We start from the raw sequence: 20,117 nt of genomic DNA on the forward strand, positions 1-20,117 counted from the left end.
CAAATAGACAAGCCGCTGGCCATGCAAAGAAATTGGCGCCCGCTCATTCACCCAGCCACTGCGCCGGGGCCGGGTTGTACACGTCCGGGGTGCAGCCTTGTTTTACGATGGATGAAGGGTTGCCGGTCACGACCGAGTACGGCGGCACGTCTTCGGTGACGAAGGCGCCGGCGCCGATGCGGCTGCCGCGGCCGATTGTCACGCCGCCGACAATAATCGCATGCGCGCCTATCCAGACTTCATCTTCAATCTGCGGAAATTCCGTCTGGCGGCTGCCGTCGGCGGCAATGCGGTCGCGCCGGCCCAGGGTTACGCCATGAAACAAGGTCACATTGCGGCCAATCTGCGCGCCCGGATTCACCACCAGCGCCCAACCATGGGTCAGCGCAATGCCGGGGCCGATTGCGGTCTGCCAGGATAAATCCATGGCGGCCTGGTGCGTGGCCCAACGGTGCAGGATTTTGGCTGGAATCAGCGCCAGCTTCCAGGCCCCGCCCTGCGCCGCCGCCTGACACAGGCGCAGGGTGCAAATCACCCGGTAGGTGCGGTTGCTGAAAAAACCGCGCAGCACACAGCCCCAGGAAAAACGGCCATAAATGCGCCAGGTGTCAGCTTTCAATGCATTCCATTTCATCACTTGTTTTCTTTCATTTCATCAATCAGCTACAGGCAGGGGCGATTGTAGCAAAGCCCACTGATGGTTTACAGTTTTGGATTTTGCGTTGCGAATACACACAAATCTGTTTCAATCTGGCAATATCTTTGCGCCAACAAAAAAAGTGACGCAGTGCCTTTTCCCCTACCCCGCCCATGAAAGGATGATCATGCATCACAGTCCGGCCATCACCCCGCTGCTGCAGTGGTTGCGCGAATTCGGCGCGCGTTCGGTGAATTCCATGTTGATCGACGAACGGCGCTGTATTCCGCCGCATATCGCGCTCGAATTTGGCAATCGCGGCCTGTTCGGTTTGCAAATCGGCCAAGCCTATGGCGGCCTCGGTTTATCCACCTGCGATGCGCTGGCGGTCATGCGCCAGCTGGGCGCGCTGGATCTGACCCTGGCCACCCTGGTCTCGACCCACGCCAACGGCTTGTATGCCGTGCAGCATCACGGCAGCGAACGCTTAAAACAGCAGTTTTTGCCGCAATTCGCCGCTGGCCGCCAGCTGTGCGGCTTCGGTTTGACCGAAACCGCCGCCGGCGCCAATCCCTGGGCGATTGAGATGACGGCGCAGGCGCTGCCGTTTGGCGGCTGGCGTTTGCACGGGCGCAAGATCTGGGTCGATTCCGGGGCCTGGGCCAGTTTGCTGACGGTGTTCGCCAAAACCCGCGCCGAAAATGGCGCAATCAGTACGAGCGCATTTGCCGTGCCGCTGCAGGGGCCGGGCGTGCATATCGAGTCCGAAGCGCCGACCATGGGCTTGCGCGGCATGGTGCAAAACGATATCCGCCTGCATTATGCGGTGCTGCAGCAGGATGCTTTGCTGGGACAGGTCGGCGATGGCATGGCCTTGGCCCAGGAAGCCTTGAATGTGGGCCGCTTGATGCTGGCGGCCAAGAGCATCGGCGCGCTTGGCCATTGCTTGCAATTGATGATCCGCTACGCCAGCCAGCGCAAAATCGCCACCGGTCTGCTGATCGAAAACCCGGTGATCCGCAGCTGGCTGGGCGATTTCAACGCGCGCATGCAAGCCGTGCAAGCGCTGTGCTGGCAGCTCGGCGCGGCCCTGGATATGGGACAGGCTGTGCCGCAAGAAGCGTTTTTTGCGCTGAAAAACGCGGCGGTCGATGCGCTCTGGCAGTGCGCCGATGCGAGTCTGCAAACCCTGGGCGGACGCGGCTATATGGAAAACAATATCCTGCCGCAGATTTTGCGCGATGCGCGCACCATGCGCATCAGCGAGGGGCCGACCGAAACCTTGAATATGGCGCTCGGGGCCACGCTGGTGAATCAGGGCGAGGCTTGTCTGCGCTTTTTAAGCCAGGATTTGCAAGCGCCGGAACTGGCCCGGACGCTGCAGGACGCCTGCCAGCCTTTATTGGACAGAGTGCGGCAGCACAGCGCTTTCGGCGCACCGCAACATGCTTTGCATTGGGCCTATGCCTTGCTGGGACAGGCCGCCACCGAGGCCATGCTGTTGGCCGCTTTGCGCCGCGCCCAGCCCGGCGCGCTGGGCGCGCATGCGGTGTTGCAGGCGCGTTATGCGGCGGCGCTGCGCGATCTGTCGCAGAGCGGGGTGGCCGAATCCGCCTGTCTGGGCGCGCCGGATGCCGCGCAATTGCTGGCGCAGCTCGATGCCGCCATCGGCGCGCAACAGCAAAGCGCGCCCGGCATGCAATATGCGCTGGATGCGATGCTGCAGCCGCAAGCCGGCCCGGCGTGTGATTTCTGGCGCCGCCAGCCGGCTTATCAGGCGCTGCATTTGCAAGCCGATTTCCCGCGCCGCAAGCAAGCGCCGGCGCTGCGCAAGCTGGCCCTGGCCTGGGAATTTGACTGGGATGCGGCCTGCGCGCGCCAGTTGGGGCCGGCCCATTTGCAGCCCGACACCCTGCTGGCGGCGGCCTGGATGGCGTTGTTGCAGCGCTATTGCGCCAGCCAGCGCATCACGCTGGGCTATGCCCCGGCCAGCGCGCCCGGGCAGATTCCGCATGTGCTGCCGTTGGCCTGGCATGCGCCGCCGCAATTGGGCCAGGCGCTGCAGGAGTTGGAGGCGCATCTGGCGCTGTTGCGGCAGATGCGGCACAGCCCGTCTTTGCCGGTGCATGAGTTGCTGGATAAGGTCAGCCTGCTGCTGTGCTGTGATGGCGCGCTGCCGCTGGCCAGTCTGCCCGCGCTGGAAATCATGTTGCGCCCGCAATCCCAGGTCTGTGAATGGCATTACGATGCGAATTTATTCAGCAGCGGCGCGCTCACGCGCATGCATGCGCAATGGCAAACCGTGTTGCAGGCGATGCTCGATTCGCTGGCGGCGCCGCACACCCGGCTCGACGCCCTGCCCTGCATGCCGCAGGCGCACAGCCGCTATCTGAGCGAAAGCTTGAACCATACCGAACTCACGCTCAGCGGCCCCGGCTGTATTCATGAGCTGGTGCAGCGCCAGGCGCAGACAAACGGTGCGGCGCGCGCCCTGATTGCCGGCGCGCACCTTGTCAGCTATGCCGAATTGGAGCAGGCCGCGCACCATTTGGCGCTGGCGCTGCACGCGAATGGCGTGGCGGCGGGCGATTTTGTCGGACTGTGTTTGCAGCACTCGCCACAGATGGTCATTGCGCTGCTGGCGATTATGAAATGCGGCGCGGCGTATATTCCGCTGGACCCGGATTACCCGCAGCAGCGTTTGCAATTTGTGCTGGAAGACAGCGGCATGCGTTTTGTGCTCAGCAGCGCGGCCTTGCAAGCGGCCCTGCCGCCGCATCAGGCCAGACTTTTGCTGCTGGAAAATTTGCAGGCGCAAGCGATTGATGCGGCGGCCAGCCTGCCAGCGGTGAATACGCATCACACCGCATATGTGTTGTACACCTCAGGTTCGACCGGCCAGCCCAAGGGGGTGCGGGTGGCGCATGCCGCTGTGGTGAATTTTTTGCATGCGATGCAAGCCAATTTGCAACTCGGGCCGCAAGATGTGGCCTTGGCCCACACCACGCTGGCGTTTGATATCGCCGGCTTGGAAATTTATCTGCCGCTGGCCTGGGGCGCGGCGATTTTGCTGCCGCCGCCGGAGATGCGGCGCGATTTGCATGCGCTGGGCAACTATTTGCAACAGCATCAGGTGACGCTGATGCAGGCCACGCCGGCGTTTTGGCAAATGCTGCTGCTGTCCGGCTGGGCTGGCATGCCGCAGCTCACCGCCTTGAGCGGGGGCGAGGCGCTCAGCCTGGATCTGGCCCGCACGCTGCTGGAAAAATGTGGCCGGCTGTGGAATATGTATGGCCCGACCGAAGCCACCATCTGGTGCGCGATGCAGGAATTGGATGCGGCCATGCTGGCGCCGCAGGATGCCCAGATTCCAATCGGCAAGCCGGTGGCGAATGCGCGCATGTATGTGCTGGATGCCAAGCAAAACCTGCTGCCGCAGGGCGCGCCGGGCGAGTTGTGCATTGGCGGCGAATGTCTGGCCCAGGGCTATTGGCAGCGTGCGGCGGTGGAGCAGGAAAAATTCTTTATCTGGCGCGATGGTCAGCGCCTGTACCGCAGCGGCGACCTGGTGCGCTGGCGCGAGGACGGGGTGTTGCTGTTCCTGGGCCGGCTCGATCGCCAGATCAAGCTGCGCGGCTACCGTATTGAGCCGGGCGAGATTGAACATGTGCTGCGCCGCCATGCGCTGGTGCAGGATGCAGTGGTCAGCAGCCAGCAGCGCGGCAAGCATGATGCGCTGCTGATCGCCTATCTGCAATCGGCGCACCATATTCCAGCGGAGGAATTGCGCGCCCTGCTGCAAGACCATGTGCCGCCTTACATGATGCCGAACCATTTCATCTGTCTGCCGGAATTTCCGCTGACGGCGAATGGCAAGATTGATTATCTGGCGCTGCCGCAGGCGCCGTCGCTGGAGCAGGCCGCGCCGCAGGAGACATTGACGCCGCTGCAACACGAAATGCGCGAGATCTGGGCGCAAGCCCTGCATCTGCCGGCCCAGCACATCGGGCTGGAAAGCCATTTCTTTTCACTTGGCGGACATTCGCTGCTGGCGGCGCAAATTGTGGCGCGCATCAATCAGACTTATCAATGCGCTTTGCGCCTGCTCGACTTTTTCCAGCACGCCAGCATCGCCAGCCTGTGCGCCTGCCTGGAGGCGGCGCTGCGCCAGGGGCCGCAGGCCGGGGTGACGGCCAGCGATAAGCGCCTGCCCGCGCCGCTGACGAATGCGCAAAAAAACGGCTTTTTCAAGCTGCGGCATATGTTTGCCGCGCATCAGAATGTGTTCAACACTGCGCTCACCTGGCTGTTGCAAGGCGCGCTCGATCTGCCGCGTCTGGAGCAGGCTTTGCATACGCTGCAGGCGCGCCATCCGATGCTGTCATGCCGCTTTATTTATGATGCGGCAGAACCGCAGAATATCGACAAAATCAGCCAGCTGTGCCAGCCGCCATTGCCGCTGCCGCTGCAGCGCCATGATTTGCGCGCGCAAATCGCCAGCGGCGCTTTGGCCGAAGCACAGTGGCGCGCCATGCTGACGGAATACGAACTGAGGGAATTCGATTTGCAGCGCGGGCCGCTGATCCGCGCCCAGATTCTGCTGCTCGATGAGACGCGCGCGGTATTGCAAATCGTCTTGCATCATATGGTGGTGGATGGCCCGGCCTTGGCCCTGCTGGTGCAGGAATTATCCAGCCTGTACGCCGATCCGGCGGCGCAGCTGGCGCCGCTGCAGCTGGATTATTGCGATTATGCGCGCTGGGAAGCCGGGCATGGCGGCACACAGGCGGCGCATGATTACTGGCTGCGTTATCTGACCCCGCTGCCGCCCAAGCTGCAAGTGCGGCAGTTAGCCGATGCGCCCGGCGAGGCTTGTCAGGAAGTGGTCGGGGCGCATCTGGAAAAAATCGACAGCGCCACGCTGGCCGCTTTGATGAAGGTGGCGCAGCAACATGGCTGCACCCTGTTCATGCTCTTGATGAGTGTGTACGCAGCGCTGATTGCGCGCCATGCGGATTGCGAAGATGTGACGATAGGCTATCCGCAGGCGAATCGGAATCAACCCGGGGCGGAACATGTGGTGGGCTTTTTCTCTGCCGTCGCGCCCTTGCGTCTGCAGTGCCGGCGCGGGGTCGATGGGCTGGAATTATTGCCGCAGGTGTATCGCCATTTGCAAGACATGCTGGCGCATGGAAATGCCGCGCTGGCGCCGCTGCTGCGCCAGCTGGGCGAGCCGGCGCACGCCGGACGCCATCCATTTTTCCAGATCCTGTTTTTGCTGGAAAATCCGCTCGCACCGTCCTTGGCCGGGCTGGAATTGCGCGCCCTGCCCGGCAGCCCGCCCTGCCCTAAATTTGATTTGCTGCTGTATGCGCAATTGGGGCCGGGGACGGATGGGGAGCAGCAATTGGCGCTGTACTTCCAATACAGCCCGCAGACCTTCACCCGCGCCACAGTGAGCATGCTGGGGCAGGAAATGCGGCAAACCCTGCTCTCGCTGGCGCAAGGCGGGCCAAGCTGAGGCATGTAAAAAGTTCCCTGCGGCAACATCTGTGCAGTAGAATGAAGCGGCAGGCCGGCTGGCGCCGGTCTGTCCTGTTTGCCGGAGGACTTTGTGCTTTGTCTTCATGCTGGCGCTTGCTTGCGCCCTGCTTTTTGCCCTTGCGCCGGATGGCTGACGGGCGTGGCTGCGCTGCGCCGGGCCGCGCGGCTGATGGCGGGCGCCGCGCTGCTCTGGTTTGCATCATGCGCGCTGGCGCTGGATTTTCCGTTTGCCCAGGCGCAGGTGTCTTTTCAAAAAATCGGCAATGCCGAACATATTCCCGAACACAATGTGACCGTGCTGCTGGTCGATCCCAAGGGCTGGTTGTGGATCGGCAGCCAGCATGGTTTGATCCGCTACGATGGCTACCGCTTCCGCCGTTTCACGCATGAAATGCACAATCCGGCTTCGCTGGCCGGCAATCATGTGTCCGCCCTGTGGCTGGCCCCGGATGGCCGTTTGTGGGTCGGCAGCAGCAGCGACGGGGTGAGCATTTTCGATCCCGCCAGCGAGCGCTTCACGCGCCTGCAACACCGCGCGAATCAACCCGGTTTGCCGGGCAATCAAATCAATGCGCTGACCGGCGACGCCGCCGGCCATGTCTGGATCGGCAGCGAGCAGGGTTTGAGTCTGTATTCGCCGGAACAGCAAAGCTTGCGCAATTGGGGGGTGGCGGATGGTTTGCTGGATCAGCGTGTGCGCAGTCTGGCGCTGGATAAACATGGCCGCCTGTGGCTCGGCAGCCCGGGGGGGTTGCAGCGCTTTGATGGCCGCCATTGGCGCGCTTTCGATTCACAGGCGGGACAGGCTTTACACGGCCAATCGGTGACTGCGCTATTGCCGGCGGCGGATGGCAAGCTGTGGATCGGCACGCAGCGGCGCGGTTTGTTTTGGCTGGAGGAAGGCGAATTGCCCTTGCGCCAGGCGCAGCGCGACAGCACCCCGCATGGCAGCGTGCGCCAATTGCTGGAAGGCGCGTCGCAGCAAATCTGGGTGGCCTGGAATGGCGATGGCGTGCAACGCTTGCACGCGGCTGACGCCAGCGTGCTGGATCACTGGCGGCATGATCCGGCCCAGCTCAACAGCCTGGGACACAATGATGTCACCAGCATGGCGCAGGACGGGGCCGGGCTGATCTGGGTCGGCAGCATTGGCGGCGGCTTACAGCGTCTGCAATCGCAGAATCAGGCGATCCGCCTGTTGCAACACAATCCGAATCAGCGCAACAGCATCAGCGCGTCCTCGATCGGCTCGATTCTGGCGCATCGCGATGGGCGGCTGTGGCTGGCCGTGGCCGGCTTTGGCATCGAGGTGTTAGACCGCAGTCTGGGAGTGGTGGATGCGCACCGCCCGCCGCTGCCGGGCCAGACCACGCCCGGCTTGCTGCCGGAGGCGCGCATCGGCAGTTTGACGCAAGCGCCGGATGGCGCGGTATGGGCCGGCACGCGCAATCATGGTCTGGCGCGGCTGGCGCCAAACAGCCGGCACTGGCAATTGTTCGGGCGCGCGCACGGTTTGCCGGATGAAAACATCATGTGCATGCTGCATGGCAAAAACGGCGATTTTTTTGTCGGCACGCGCGCCGGGCTGGCGCGCTGGGATGCGTCAAGCCAGCGCTTCGTCGCCCTCAAGCGCCAGGGCGGCGCGCCGATGCAGCAACAGATTCATGCGCTGGCGCAGGACGCCTCTGGCCGCCTGTTCGCCGCCAGCCATGTCGGCTTGTGGATGCTGGCCCCCGGCGCCGCCGGCCTGGATTTGTATGCGCATGAAGATAACCGCCCGTCCAGCCTGATTTCCAACCGGGTGAATGGCTTGCTGCTCGATAGCAAAGGCCAGTTGTGGGTCGATACCGCGCTGGGGTTGGAGCGTTTGCAGCGGCTGGAAGGCTTGCACGCTGAATTTGCCCACATCAGCGAACAGATGGGCCGCCCCGGCCGCTCGGTGGGCGAAAATCTGTTGGAAGATAGCAAGGGTTTGTTGTGGACTGAGGGACTGGTGCTGGATCCGGCCACCTTGCGCTGGTATGAATTGAGCGCGGCGGACGGCATGCAATTGGAGGGCAGCTGGTTTGCCTCGTATGCCAAAACGCAGGACGGTTTGCTGTTGTTTGGCGGCGCGCAGGGTATGGCGATTATTGATCCGGCCCGCTTCACGCCCTGGCGCTATGAGCCGCCGCTGCAAATCACCGAGCTGCGCCTGGGCGGAACGCCGCAGCAGCCGGGTTTGATGCACCCGGTCTTGCAGGTCAAGCCGGAACAGCGCAGCTTCGGGGTTGAGTTCGCCGCCTTTGATTATTCCAAGCCTGAGCATATCCGCTACGCCTACCGCTTGCTGGGTTATGACCAGGAATGGATTTACACCGACGCCAGCCAGCGCTATGTCAGCTACACCAATTTATGGCCGGGCGAATACCGCCTGCAGGTGCGCGCCACCAACCGGCTCGGGGCCTGGAGCCGCAATACGCTGGAAATCCCGGTGCTGATCATGCCGGCGTATTGGCAAACCGGATGGTTTCTTGCGCTTGCCCTGTGCAGCCTGAGTCTGTTGCTGTATGGCGGCTACCGCTGGCGCTTGCAACATACGCGCATCGAAGCGCGCCGCTTGCAGGCGATGCTGGATGGGCGCACCGCCGACATGCTGCAACTGGAAAAAATCGGCCAGGAGCTGACCGCCACGCTGGATATGGAACAGGCGTTTGCGCGGATTCATACGCAAATCGGGCGCCGTCTGGATGCGCATGCTTTCCGCATCGGCTTATTCAATGCGGCTGAGCAAAGGATTGATTTTGTGTATGACATCGAAGACGGCCAGCGCTTGCCGCCCTGCAGCACGCCGCTGGCGCAGGCGGGCCGGCCAGCGGTGTGGTGTGTCTTGCAGCAGCGTGAATTGTGGGTGAATCACGCCAGCGAACTGGGGCAGTATCTGGATCAGGTCTTGCCGCCGCAAGTCGGCGCGCACACCGAAACTCTGGTGTATCTGCCGCTGATGCAAGAACAGCAGGTGCTGGGCTGTTTGAGCGTGCAAAGCCTGCGCGCACAGGCTTACAGCGAGACGCAAATGGAATTTTTGCGGGTGCTGGCCAGCTATCTGGCGATTGCCATCGGCAATGCGCAAGCCCATGGCGCCTTGCGTCAGGCGCATGAAGAGTTGCAGGTGGCGCAAAGCCGTTTGATCCGCAGTGAAAAAATGGCGGCCCAGGCCAATCTCTTGGCCTCGATTGCGCATGAAGTCAACACGCCCCTTGGCACCACCCTGATGGCCTTGAGCGGTTTGCAAGAGCGCTTGCAGGCCAGCCATGCGCAGCTGGCGCACAGCACGCCGCCGCAAACGGATTTGGCGCGCGAGCAGCTGGAAAGTCTGGAATATGTGCAATTGGCGCAACAGGGGGCCGGGCGCGCCGCGCAATTGGTGCGCACCTTCCAATCGGTCGCAATCCGCAGCGAAAAACCGGCCCCGCCCAGCCGCCTGCAGCTGGCCGCTTATCTGCAAGATGCGGCGCAGCTGGTGCAAGCGCAACTGGCGGCCCAGCATTGCATTCTGGAAGTGCGCTGCGAACAGCAATTGCATGTCACCGTATGCGAGCCGGCCCTGACCGAAGCTTTGACGCGGATTTTGGAAAACTGTGTGCATCACGCGTTTAGCGCCGGCGCGCCGATGCCGGCCGGACAATTGGGCCATGTTTTACTGGAAGCGGTGGAAATCATGGATGGCGCACGGCGCCGCGTGCGCATCGGCGTGAGCGACAATGGTTGCGGCATCGCGCCGGATTTGCTGCCGCGCATTTTCGAGCCGTTCACCTCCGGCAGCGGCCGCCTGGGCCTGGGTTTGCATGTGGCCTACAACCAGGTGACGCATTATCTGCATGGCGAAATCGGCGCGCAAAATCTGGCGCAGGGCGGCGCGCTGCTGTGGCTCAGCGTGGCGGCGGATTGAGCGCTGCGCTTACAAGGCCGCCAGCGCTTGCACGCCCTGCACAATCACCTCCATGCCTTGGCGCATGACGGCCTGACGCCATGCCTCATTATCGCTGTAAAACGCCTGCCGCAATGTGGCGCGGATGGCGGCGGCCTGCGCAGGCGCCAGCGCCATTGCCGCCGGCTGCGCCAAGCGGTGATCAGCGCGCAAGGCTTGCAGCACAAATAATAAATCTTCCGTGCCGTATTCCAGCGTCAGCCCGGTGAATCTGGCTTGTGCACACTCCTGGTAGGCCGCTTCATGCATCAAACCATGCAGCCGCGATGAACTGGAGTTGCCGTCATGCAGGGTGGTGACCGGGGTTTCGCCCCCCCACCATTCCTGTGCGCGGCGGCAGGCCGCCAGATCATCTTCACGCCCGTCAAACATACGCTCCGCCACGCCTTGCGGCCCAAGGCCGCTGTGGATGTCGAGCCATGCCAATTCGCGCGCATGCGCCGCATAGCGACGCAGCACGGCGCGCAAGGTTTGCTGACTCCAGGATGGCGCGGCGCCGCCATAAAACATGCCATCGGGGTGGCTGTACTGTCCCATAGAGATGGCTGCTTGAAACGCCGCCAGGCCATGGTTGTGCATCCAGGCGCCCAAGGCCGCCTGATTTGCCGCATCCGGCGGCCAGACCGGCGGCAGCAGCAAGGCATGCAATTCGCTGTATTGCGGATTCGCCGGCGGCGCGGCGAAGTCGATGAAATTGCGGTTTAAGTCAATGTTTTGATGATCCACCCGGCGCAAGTGGGAAAAACCCCATGGATTCAAGGCGTGCAAGAGCAAAATCGTGACGCCGCCGGCGCGCGCCGCCGCCAGCAAGGCGGCATCTTGCAAGAGCGCAGATTGCAAAGCGCTGCCGTGAAATCCTTCCACCCCGTGACAAGCGCTGCTGATGAGCAGGATTTTATCGGCCTGTGGCGCGCCGGCCAGCACCACATCCAGCGCCAGGGTTTCGCCTTGCGCCCCGCGCAGTGGATGCAAATAACTGTGCAATGGCAATTGCGCGCGGGATTGCAAAAACAGACTGCGCGCGGCGCGGTAGTCGGGCGCGAAACAAGACGCCGCACGGGCGCCGGCGTGCGCCGCAGCGCTGGCGAAAAGATCAGTCATGCGCTTCTCCTTGCTGGTGATGAACGGGACGCGCCCGCCCGGGTGACAGTCTGCCATGCTAAGATGCTGCCAGCCGCCCTGCAAGGGGTTTTTTCTCACTGGGATTCGCATGATCACGCTCTATACTTTTGGCCCGGCCTACGGGCTGCCGGACGCCAGTCCGTTTGTGGTGAAAACAGAACTTTTGCTCAAACTCAGCGGGCTGGAATATCAACTCAAACGCGGCAATATGCGGCGGGCGCCGAAAGGTAAATTGCCGTATATCGAAGATGGCGGGCGGATTGTGGCGGATTCGACCTTGATCCGCGATTATCTGGAGCAGCAATACAAGATCGACTTTTTTCCCGGCTGCAGCGCGCAGCAAAAAGCGCTCGGCTGGACGATTGAAAAAATGCTGGAAGAGCATTTGTACTGGGGCGTGGTGGAATCACGCTGGTTGCAGGAAGACAATTTCAAGCGCGGCCCGAAAGCGCTGTTGGCCAAAGCGATTCCCGGCTTGCTGCAACCGTTTTTGTTTCCGCTGATTTTGGGCAAGGTGAGAAAGCAATTGGAAGCGCAGGGTCTGGGGCGCCACAGCCGCGCGGATCTGGAAAGCCTGACCGGGCGCGACATTGATGCGCTGGCGGCCTTGCTGGGCGATCAACACTGGATATTAGGGGACAAACCCAGCGCCACAGACGCGACCGTGGTGGCGTTTATCAACAGCCTGTTATGCCCGGCCTTCGACACGCCCTTGCGCACGCGCGGCGAGCAGCATGCCAATCTGCGCGCCTATGTGGCGCGCGGCATGGCGCATTTTTACGGCAAATAAGCCTGTCTGCGGCAGATGGCTTGCCGCCCGGCAAGCCATTTTTTTCTGAACCATTTCCCCCCCGGCGCGTCATACGCGCTCATCTTTTGCTGTGCTGCTGCAGCCCCCTCACTATCCGCCATTGGAGATCCGTCATGCCCGTTGCGCGTCATGTTCCCGTTTGTTCCGCCATCCTCTTGTCGCTGTTTGCCTTGCATGCCTCAGCCGCACCCGATCCCAGCCCGCCTCCCTCAGCAGTCAATGCCACGGTGATTGAAAACAGCAACAGCGCAGCGGCATCGCACAAAGCGCTGCACGCCTTGTTTGCCGCCTATTGGGAAGACTATCTGGCCAGCGAGCCGGAAACCGCCAGCGCCTTGGGCGATAAGCGCTTGAATGACAAATTGAGCGACGCCTCCGCCGCTGCGCAGGAAAAACAGTTGCAAAAGAGCCGCGCCTTGCTGGAAAAATTGGCGGCATTTGATAAAAAACCGCTGTCTGCGCCGGACCGTTTGAGTTTGCAGCTGCTGCAACGCCAATTGCAGCATGAATTGGACGGCGCCCGTTTCACGCCCTGGCAAATGCCGCTGTCACATATTTCCGGCCCGCATCTGGAATATGCGCAACTGCCATCCAGGCTGGATTTTTCCAGCGCCAAGGATTACCGCGATTACATCGCGCGCTTAAAAGCCTTGCCGACGGTGTTTCAAGACAATATCCAGAACATGCGGCTGGGCATGGCCAAGGGCCTCACGCCGCTGCGCCGGCATGTCGAAAAAGCCGCCAAGCAATGCCTTGATCTGGCCGATATGCCGGAAGAAAAATCCCCCTATGCCGCACCGCTGGCGAAGTTTCCCGCCGATATCAGCCCATCCATGCAAAAGGAATTGCGCAAGGAGGTGCTGCAAGCGATCCGCCAGCATGTGACGCCGGCTTACCGTCAGCTGGCGCAGTTTCTGCAGCAGGACTATCTGAGCAAAGCGCGCAAGGATGAAGGCATCTGGAGTTTGCCGGATGGCGCCGCGCGTTATGCGCATCGCATCAAGGGTGTCACGGCGCAATATGATGCCGAGCAAATCCACCAGATCGGTTTGCAGGAAGTGGCGCGGATTGAAGCGGAAATGCTGAAAATCGCCAAGCAAATGGGGCATCCGGACATTGCGGCGTTCAACCGGGCGATCAAAAACAACCCCGCCCTGTTCGCCACCTCGCGCGAGGATATCTTGCAGCGCTATCGCGACTACACCGCGCAAATGTATCCCAAGCTGGATAAATTGTTTGGCCGTCTGCCGAAAGCGCCGATGGTGATTGAAGCAATTGAGTCATTCCGCGAACACGGCGCGCCGGGCGCGCAATATCAGCACGGGCCGGAGGATGGCAGCAAACCGGGACGGGTGGTGGTGAATACCAGCGAATTCGCCAAACGCAGTCTGCTGCAAATCGAATCCACCGCCTTGCACGAGGGCGTACCGGGACACCATTTCCAGATTGCCCTGGCGCAGGAAAGCACGGATCTGCCAACCTTCCGCCGCCATGGGCATTACGGCGCGTTTATTGAAGGCTGGGCTTTGTATGCCGAAAGCCTGGGGCGTGAAGTCGGCGCGTATCAAGACCCTTACAGCTATTACGGCCATTTGCAGGCTGAAATGATGCGCGCCATCCGTCTGGTGGTGGATACCGGCTTGCATCACAAAAAATGGTCAAGCGAGCAGGTCAAGCGCTACTTCCGCGATCATTCGGCCATGGATGAGGTCAGCATTCAGAGTGAAACTGAGCGCTATATCGCCTGGCCGGGGCAAGCCCTCACTTATAAGCTGGGACAGATCCAATTCAGCGCCCTGCGCCGTCAGGCGGAACAGGCGCTGGGCAAGGAATTTGATCTGCGCGGTTTCCACGATATGCTGCTGGCCAGCGGCGGGCTGCCGCTGGATGTGATGCAGGAGCAGGTGAAATCCTGGATCGCGCAGCAAAAAGTGCTGGCCCAGGTCAAGACGCAAAACAAGTCATAAATAGCCAACACGCATTGCATGTTATGCTACGCCGCGCCCGCAAGCTGCGGGCGCGTATCAAATGATAAACAACAACAAAAAGCAGAAGAAGAATATGACGAAGTTTTCTGAAAAAACCACGCTTGATGTCAGCCGTTTCCTGAGTTTCATCCTGCGCCATCAACCTGAATCGATCGGCGTGCAACTCGATAGCGATGGCTGGACGGATGTGGAGGCGCTGTTAGCCAAAGCTGCGCGTCACGGTCACACGATTTCCCATGAATTATTGCTGCATGTGGTGCAAAGCAATGACAAGCGCCGCTTCACCCTCTCGCCCGAAGGCGACAAAATCCGCGCCGCGCAAGGTCACAGCAGCAAGCAGGTGAATTTGCAATATGCGCCGCAGATCCCGCCGCCGCAGCTCTTCCATGGCACGGCCAGCCGTTTTGTGGCGAGCATTCTGCGCCAAGGCTTGCGCCCCGGTCAGCGCCAGCATGTGCATTTATCAAGCGAGCTGAAAACCGCCAAAGCGGTGGGCGCGCGTCACGGCGCGCCAGTGATTTTTGCAGTCGATGCAGCCGCCGCGCATGCCGCCGGCATCGCCTTTTATCAGGCCGACAACGGGGTCTGGCTGTGCGGCCCGCTGCCGGCGCAGTATTTGCGGCAGTTGGATTAGTCGTCGGCGCGGCGGCGTTCAGCTTTGCGGCGGTCGCCGCGTTCGCCCACATCCAGATGGGCTTTTTCCAGCATCATTTTTTCAATCGCCATGCCGGTGACCGGGGGCGAAAATAAATAGCCCTGCATCTGGTCACAGCCGGTATCGCGTAAAAAGCGCAGCTGCGCTTCATTTTCCACCCCTTCCGCCACCACTTTTTGCTTAAGCTGCTTGGCCATGCTGATGATGGTGGCGGCAATCGCGCAATCATTCGCATCGTCTGGAATGCCGGTGGTGAAGGAGCGGTCGATTTTCAGACAGGCGATTGGAAAACGCTTTAAGCAAGACAGGCTGGAAAAACCGGTGCCGAAATCATCCAGCGCCAGCGTGACGCCGAGCGCTTTGATGCGATCCATGATGCTGATCACCTGATCCACGTTTTGCATCAGCGTGCTTTCGGTGATTTCCAACTCCAGCCATTGCGGGCCGATGCCATGTTCCTGCAAAGCCTGTTCAACCCGGTTTGGCAATTGCGGCGAGAATTCGCGCGCCGAGACATTCACCGCAATCCGCTGCGCCGGCAAGCCCATTTCCTGCCAGGCGCGCGCTTGCATGCAGGCTTGCTGCAAGACCCAGGCCCCGATCGTGACAATCAAGCCGGTTTCCTCGGCCAGAGAAATGAATTCGCCCGGCGGCACCAGACCGCGCTCGGGATGCAACCAGCGCACCAGCGCTTCCATGCCGACGATATTGCCGCTGAATAAATCGATTTTCGGCTGATAAAACACCACCAGCTGATTCAAGGCCAGGGCGCGCCGCAAACCGTTTTCCAGTTGCAAACGCTCCAACATGTTTTGATTCATGTCCTGGCAGTAAAAGGCATAGCCGGCTTCCTGCACGCCGTGTTCGTGCGCATGCCGTTTGGCGCGGTACATCGCCATATCAGCCAGCCGCAACAGGTTGTCGCTGTCATTGCCGTCTTGCGGAAAAATGCTGATGCCGATGCTGACATCAACCAGCAATTCATGGCTGTCGATATGGATAGGTTCGGCCAGGGCGTGCTGCAATTTCTGCGCCACCACGGCGGCGAAATAATGCTGCTCCAAGCCCTTGAGCACCACCACGAATTCATCGCCGCCTAAGCGCGCCACAATATCCTCTTCGCGCAAAGCCTGACGGAAGCGCTGCGAGACGGCCTGCAATAAGCGGTCGCCCACCGCATGGCCCAAGGTGTCATTGATGGGTTTGAAGCGGTTCAAGTCAAGAAACAGCAAGGCCACCTGGGTCTGATCGCGCCGCCCTTCGGCCAATGCCTGACTCAACAGCTTGGAGAGCATGGTGCGGTTGGGCAGATTGGTCAGGGCGTCGTAATACGCCAGATGATGAATCCGCTCTGCCGCCTGTTTGCGCTCGGTGATATCGGTCAAAAAGCCGATCAGGCCGACCGGCTCGCCGCTTTGGTCAGAAAGCGGCGATAAAGACAGGCTGACCCAGAACACTTCGCCCGATTTTTTGCGCCGCCGCACTTCCATCTCACTGCCGCCGGCATCCATGAAAGCATCGGCAAAATGCTGGTCTTCATCGTCGTATAAAAACAGAATATTGCGCCCGATCGCCTCTTCACTGCTGTAGCCGAACATTTTTTCGGCCCCTTTGTTCCAGCTGGTGATAAAGCCCATCATGTCCATGGTGATCACGGATTCCTGGATCTGGTCCAGAATTTGCGATTGACGCAAGAGTTCCGCTTCGATCTGCCCCAGGTTCGAGCCTATGCTCTTCCACTGGCTGCGCGCGCTGAATAATTGCCCGGTCAGATGGGCCAGCGCTTCCAGGCTTTGCAAATGCCCGGCCTGCAGATTGCCGGGCAAGGCGTACATCCAATAGCGCCCCATGGTTTGCCCGCCGACGCACACATCCGCACAATGCATTTCTTCTTCATAGGTCAAGGTGTGCAGCTGGGCGCGGCCGAGATAGCCGGCGTTGCCGGTTTCCAGCACACGTTGCGCCACCAGACTTAAGGCGACTTGCAATTCTTCGCCGTCCAGACGCATCACCAGCTCACATAAATCTGCGCTGACGACCAGGGGAGTGGCTTCGCAACGCATCGCGCCCTCACGCTTCACGTATCACAACACTGGCCCAGCGCCAGGCTTGTCCCATCGCCTGCCACCATTCAGCCGGACTGATATCGCCGCTATCGGGCAGGCTGCGGCCACGGCTGGCGGCGTCCACCAGATCCAGCAAGCGGCCCAATTCTCCGCCCTGGCGCAAAATCGCCTGCACCACCTGCTCATCCAGTTTCAGGGTGGCGATGACTTCATCCAAAGCGCCCTCCAGCGCCATGGGCAAGAGGGAAAACATGCCGCTCATAAAGGCTTTTTCACACATTGCCGCATCGCCGCCGCTGGCGCGGCATAGCCCTTCCATCAAACTGGCGCGCAAGGCGGCCAAGGGCAAGAGCGGATTCGCGGCCCCGCTTTCATCGCTGCGCGCATACAGCAATAATTGCAACCAGCGCTGTAACTGGCGGCGCCCCAGCACATTGATGGCCTGGGTGAAACTGGTGATCGGGGTGGCGGGGGCGAAAGCGGCGGAATTCACCAGCTTGAGTAAATGAAAAGACAGGCCGAGATCCTGTTTCAACAGCACTTCCAACTCGCGCGCCTCGGCGTCGCGCGCCACCAGGGCCAGCAGTTTCAATAAGCGGCTGCGCGAAGTGGCCTCCATTTTGATGCCGCCGGGTTGCAAGGCGTAGTCGCCGCACAACCAGGAAAAGCCGGCCGCCTTGCATTCCAGCATTTGCGCATTGCTGTCAACCCGGCTGGCCAGATGAGCGCCGCGCATCTGGCTCATGGTGTCGCGCGCCAGCGCGATCTGGCCGATGCTCATATCAAACATCATGGCCTCAATCTGCGGCGCAATCTTAAACCCGGGCGGCAGACAGCCGGCCACCACAAATCGCGCGCCGGCCGATTGCAAAGAGCGCAATTGCGGCTCCAGACTGGGCACGCCGCAGCGCGAAGCCGGCAGCGCCAGAATCAAACGGCCATGCGGCAGTTTATCGACTTCAATACTGTTCCAGGAAAAAGGATCGGGACAAGGCAGGATCAGGCTCAAACTGCCCAAGGCGTCAAACAAACCATTATCGCCCGCCAGCAAGGGGGCCAGTTGGCTGCCTGGAAAGCGCGCGGGCAGATGGCACCATGCGGCCACCCAATGCTGCTTCATATTCGCCACCGGCTGCAAACCGGCAATAGGCAGTGCATGAATACCAGGCTGATTCATCTTAGCATTTCCGATGATGCATTAATCTGTTGGCAAATCTTACAAGAGCACAGCCCCGACCGCCTCCGCCTCAAATACAAGGCATGGCGCGCCGCCATACAAACCGTCCCTGCTGCGTCATCATATCAAGCATTTCCTGGCTGAGCTTGTGCGAGCTGCGCGGCTTGTGCATTTTGTTGGAATTGATGCCGTTTTCGGCATGCCTGCGCGCAACGCATTTGCTTTTTATCACTTCATCATGCACAGCAAATTGCTTGTTAGCAAGAAAAATTTGCCACGCCGGGCGTGGCGTTTATGCATCATGCAAAAACAACTGTTGTAAATCATTCAGGAAGCGCTTACCCAGGGGACTGGGCTTGATCCAGCGGTGATCGACTTCCAGCAAACCGCGCCGCTGCGCATCCTGCAGTGCAGCGTCAATCACAGAGAGCGGCAAGCCGGTGCGCTCGGCAAACAGATTCAGGGCAAACCCGTCTTCCAGGCGCAGCGCGTTCAACATGAATTCAAAGCCTAGTTCATCGCGCCCGACTTCGTGTTCCTGCTGCAGCGGCGCACCGGCCTGACATTGCGTGATCCAGGTTTGCGGCTGCTTGTAACGCATCTGGCGCACAATCCGGTGCGCAAAAGAAAGCTTGCTGTGGGCGCCGGGGCCAATTCCGAGGTAGTCGCCGAATTCCCAGTAATTGCGGTTATGCCGCGCCTGGCAATCGGGTCGCGCATAGGCCGACACTTCATAATGCGCCAAGCCGGCGGCGGCGGTTTGCGCAAAAATCAGCTCTTGCATATCCGCGCTCAGATCATCATCCGGCAAATCGGGCGGAAATTTGGCAAACAGGGTGTTCGGCTCCAGCGTCAAATGATAATAAGACAGATGCGGCGGACGCCATGACAGGGCTTGCGCCAGATCTTCTTGCAATTCGGCCAGACTCTGCCCGGGCAGGGCGAACATCAGATCCAGATTGAAGTTATCAAAATGGCGGCTGGCGATTTCCAGCGCGGCGCGCGCCTGCTCACCGTCGTGAATGCGGCCCAGCGCGTGCAGCTTGGCCGAATCAAAACTTTGCACGCCGATGGAGAGACGGTTGACGCCAAGCTGGCGGAAAGCGGCGAATTTTTCCGCTTCAAACGTGCCCGGATTGGCTTCCATGGTGATTTCCACGTCCGGCGCCAGGGGCAAGAGGCTGCGCAAATCCGACATCAAGCGCTCCATGCCCGCCGCAGACAGCAGGCTGGGCGTGCCGCCGCCGATAAACACGCTGTGAATCGGGCGCCCCCAGATCAGGGGCAAGGCCAATTCCAAATCGCGCCGCAACGCCGCCAGATATTCCGCCTCCGGTATGCCGTTTTTCGCTTCATGTGAATTAAAGTCGCAATACGGACATTTCCGCACGCACCAGGGAAAATGCACATACAGCGAGAGCGGCGGCAGGCTGCGCAATTGCAAACTGCCCTGCTTTAACCAGGCTTGCGCGGCCTGCGCCGCGCCGGCGTGAGCGGCATCTGCCGGGGATGCTTGCGCGTCCGGCTTGGCCGCGCCTTCGGGAAGAATCGGAATCATGCGTCTTGCAAACGGGCCGCCAGCGCGCGCATGGCCTGGCCACGGTGGGAAAGTTGATTTTTACGCGCTGCATCCAATTCCGCAACGCTGCAGCCAAGCTCAGGCAGCCAAAAATACGGATCGTAACCAAACCCGCCTTCACCGCGTGCGATATCGACGATTTCGCCATGCCAGACGCCATCCGCAACCAGGGGCTGCGGATCATCGGCATGGCGCACAAACACCAGCACGCAGTAGTAATACGCGCGCCGCTCGGTATGGCCCTGCAGCGCCTGACACAGCTTGCGATTATTCGCGGCGTCGGATTTCGGTTCGCCGGCATAGCGCGCCGAATGCACGCCGGGGGCGCCGCCCAAAGCCGGCACACAAATGCCGGAATCGTCCGCCAACGCCGCATGGCCGGACAGGCGTGCGGCATGGCGCGCTTTGGCCAGGGCGTTTTCCAAAAAAGTGCCAAACGGCTCTTCGGCGGCGGGAATCGCAAATTCTTTTTGCGGCTTGACGAGAAAACCCAGCGGGGCCAACAGGCTGTCAAATTCGCGCAGCTTGCCGGCATTGTCTGAGGCCAGCACCAGAATCTGACTCATGC

The 20,117-nt window shown here is 60.8% G+C and carries 11 protein-coding genes; 5 read left to right on the top strand and 6 right to left on the bottom strand.

Going from position 1 to position 20,117, the window contains the following annotated elements; translation table 11 throughout:
• Positions 1–43: 43 nt before the first annotated feature.
• A complete protein-coding gene (locus V8J88_RS14425; RefSeq protein ID WP_338844847.1) occupies positions 44–634 on the bottom strand; it encodes a serine acetyltransferase in 591 nt (196 codons plus the stop codon).
• A gap of 190 nt (positions 635–824) precedes the next feature.
• Here V8J88_RS14425 and V8J88_RS14430 point away from each other — a divergent pair, with 190 nt between their 5' ends.
• Positions 825–6,158, top strand: a complete 5,334-nt coding sequence (locus V8J88_RS14430) for an amino acid adenylation domain-containing protein (RefSeq protein WP_338844849.1) — start codon at positions 825–827, stop codon at positions 6,156–6,158.
• A gap of 192 nt (positions 6,159–6,350) precedes the next feature.
• The gene (locus V8J88_RS14435; RefSeq protein ID WP_338844851.1) at positions 6,351–10,112 is read left to right on the top strand and encodes a two-component regulator propeller domain-containing protein; all 3,762 of its coding nucleotides are present in this window, start codon (positions 6,351–6,353) and stop codon (positions 10,110–10,112) included.
• A gap of 9 nt (positions 10,113–10,121) precedes the next feature.
• On the opposite strand, the gene V8J88_RS14440 is transcribed toward V8J88_RS14435, so the two are convergent.
• Positions 10,122–11,252 (bottom strand): M14 family metallopeptidase, encoded by a 1,131-nt coding sequence (locus V8J88_RS14440; protein ID WP_338844853.1) that lies wholly within the window; start codon positions 11,250–11,252, stop codon positions 10,122–10,124.
• Between the two features lie 109 nt (positions 11,253–11,361).
• Here V8J88_RS14440 and V8J88_RS14445 point away from each other — a divergent pair, with 109 nt between their 5' ends.
• From V8J88_RS14445 to V8J88_RS14455, 3 genes are all read left to right on the top strand, one after another.
• Entirely contained in the window at positions 11,362–12,063 is a 702-nt protein-coding gene (locus tag V8J88_RS14445) for a glutathione S-transferase family protein (RefSeq protein WP_338844854.1), read from the top strand.
• A 134-nt stretch (positions 12,064–12,197) separates the two neighbouring features.
• The gene (locus V8J88_RS14450; RefSeq protein WP_338844856.1) at positions 12,198–14,051 is read left to right on the top strand and encodes a DUF885 family protein; all 1,854 of its coding nucleotides are present in this window, start codon (positions 12,198–12,200) and stop codon (positions 14,049–14,051) included.
• 94 nt (positions 14,052–14,145) lie between these two features.
• Positions 14,146–14,706: an RNA 2'-phosphotransferase gene (locus V8J88_RS14455; protein WP_338844857.1), complete on the top strand. Its 561-nt coding sequence runs from the start codon at positions 14,146–14,148 to the stop codon at positions 14,704–14,706.
• Here the strand turns inward: V8J88_RS14455 and V8J88_RS14460 are convergent.
• The 4 genes from V8J88_RS14460 to rdgB form a co-directional block, all read right to left on the bottom strand.
• On the bottom strand, positions 14,703–16,790 hold the full coding sequence (locus V8J88_RS14460; protein ID WP_338844858.1) for an EAL domain-containing protein: 2,088 nt from the start codon (positions 16,788–16,790) through the stop codon (positions 14,703–14,705). The two genes, V8J88_RS14455 and V8J88_RS14460, sit on opposite strands and share 4 nt — an antisense overlap.
• A 7-nt stretch (positions 16,791–16,797) precedes the next feature.
• Positions 16,798–17,970 (bottom strand): HDOD domain-containing protein, encoded by a 1,173-nt coding sequence (locus V8J88_RS14465; protein WP_338844859.1) that lies wholly within the window; start codon positions 17,968–17,970, stop codon positions 16,798–16,800.
• A gap of 292 nt (positions 17,971–18,262) precedes the next feature.
• Positions 18,263–19,528, bottom strand: a complete 1,266-nt coding sequence (gene hemW / locus V8J88_RS14470; RefSeq protein ID WP_338844860.1) for a radical SAM family heme chaperone HemW — start codon at positions 19,526–19,528, stop codon at positions 18,263–18,265.
• A complete protein-coding gene (gene rdgB, locus V8J88_RS14475; protein ID WP_338844861.1) occupies positions 19,525–20,115 on the bottom strand; it encodes an RdgB/HAM1 family non-canonical purine NTP pyrophosphatase in 591 nt (196 codons plus the stop codon). The genes hemW and rdgB overlap by 4 nt, the downstream gene beginning before the upstream one ends.
• Positions 20,116–20,117: the final 2 nt, after the last annotated feature.

The sequence above is a fragment of the Massilia sp. W12 genome, from assembly GCF_037300705.1.
Classification (GTDB): domain Bacteria; phylum Pseudomonadota; class Gammaproteobacteria; order Burkholderiales; family Burkholderiaceae_D; genus JACPVY01.

Coding starts and splice junctions, on each gene's coding strand:
- V8J88_RS14435 (WP_338844851.1), top strand. CDS start 6,351: ATGGCGGGCGCCGCGCTGCTCTGGTTTGCATCATGCGCGCTGGCGCTG.
- V8J88_RS14425 (WP_338844847.1), bottom strand. CDS start 634: ATGAAATGGAATGCATTGAAAGCTGACACCTGGCGCATTTATGGCCGT.
- V8J88_RS14455 (WP_338844857.1), top strand. CDS start 14,146: ATGACGAAGTTTTCTGAAAAAACCACGCTTGATGTCAGCCGTTTCCTG.
- V8J88_RS14450 (WP_338844856.1), top strand. CDS start 12,198: ATGCCCGTTGCGCGTCATGTTCCCGTTTGTTCCGCCATCCTCTTGTCG.
- V8J88_RS14440 (WP_338844853.1), bottom strand. CDS start 11,252: ATGACTGATCTTTTCGCCAGCGCTGCGGCGCACGCCGGCGCCCGTGCG.
- V8J88_RS14465 (WP_338844859.1), bottom strand. CDS start 17,970: ATGAATCAGCCTGGTATTCATGCACTGCCTATTGCCGGTTTGCAGCCG.
- hemW (WP_338844860.1), bottom strand. CDS start 19,528: ATGATTCCGATTCTTCCCGAAGGCGCGGCCAAGCCGGACGCGCAAGCA.
- V8J88_RS14430 (WP_338844849.1), top strand. CDS start 825: ATGCATCACAGTCCGGCCATCACCCCGCTGCTGCAGTGGTTGCGCGAA.
- V8J88_RS14460 (WP_338844858.1), bottom strand. CDS start 16,790: ATGCGTTGCGAAGCCACTCCCCTGGTCGTCAGCGCAGATTTATGTGAG.
- rdgB (WP_338844861.1), bottom strand. CDS start 20,115: ATGAGTCAGATTCTGGTGCTGGCCTCAGACAATGCCGGCAAGCTGCGC.
- V8J88_RS14445 (WP_338844854.1), top strand. CDS start 11,362: ATGATCACGCTCTATACTTTTGGCCCGGCCTACGGGCTGCCGGACGCC.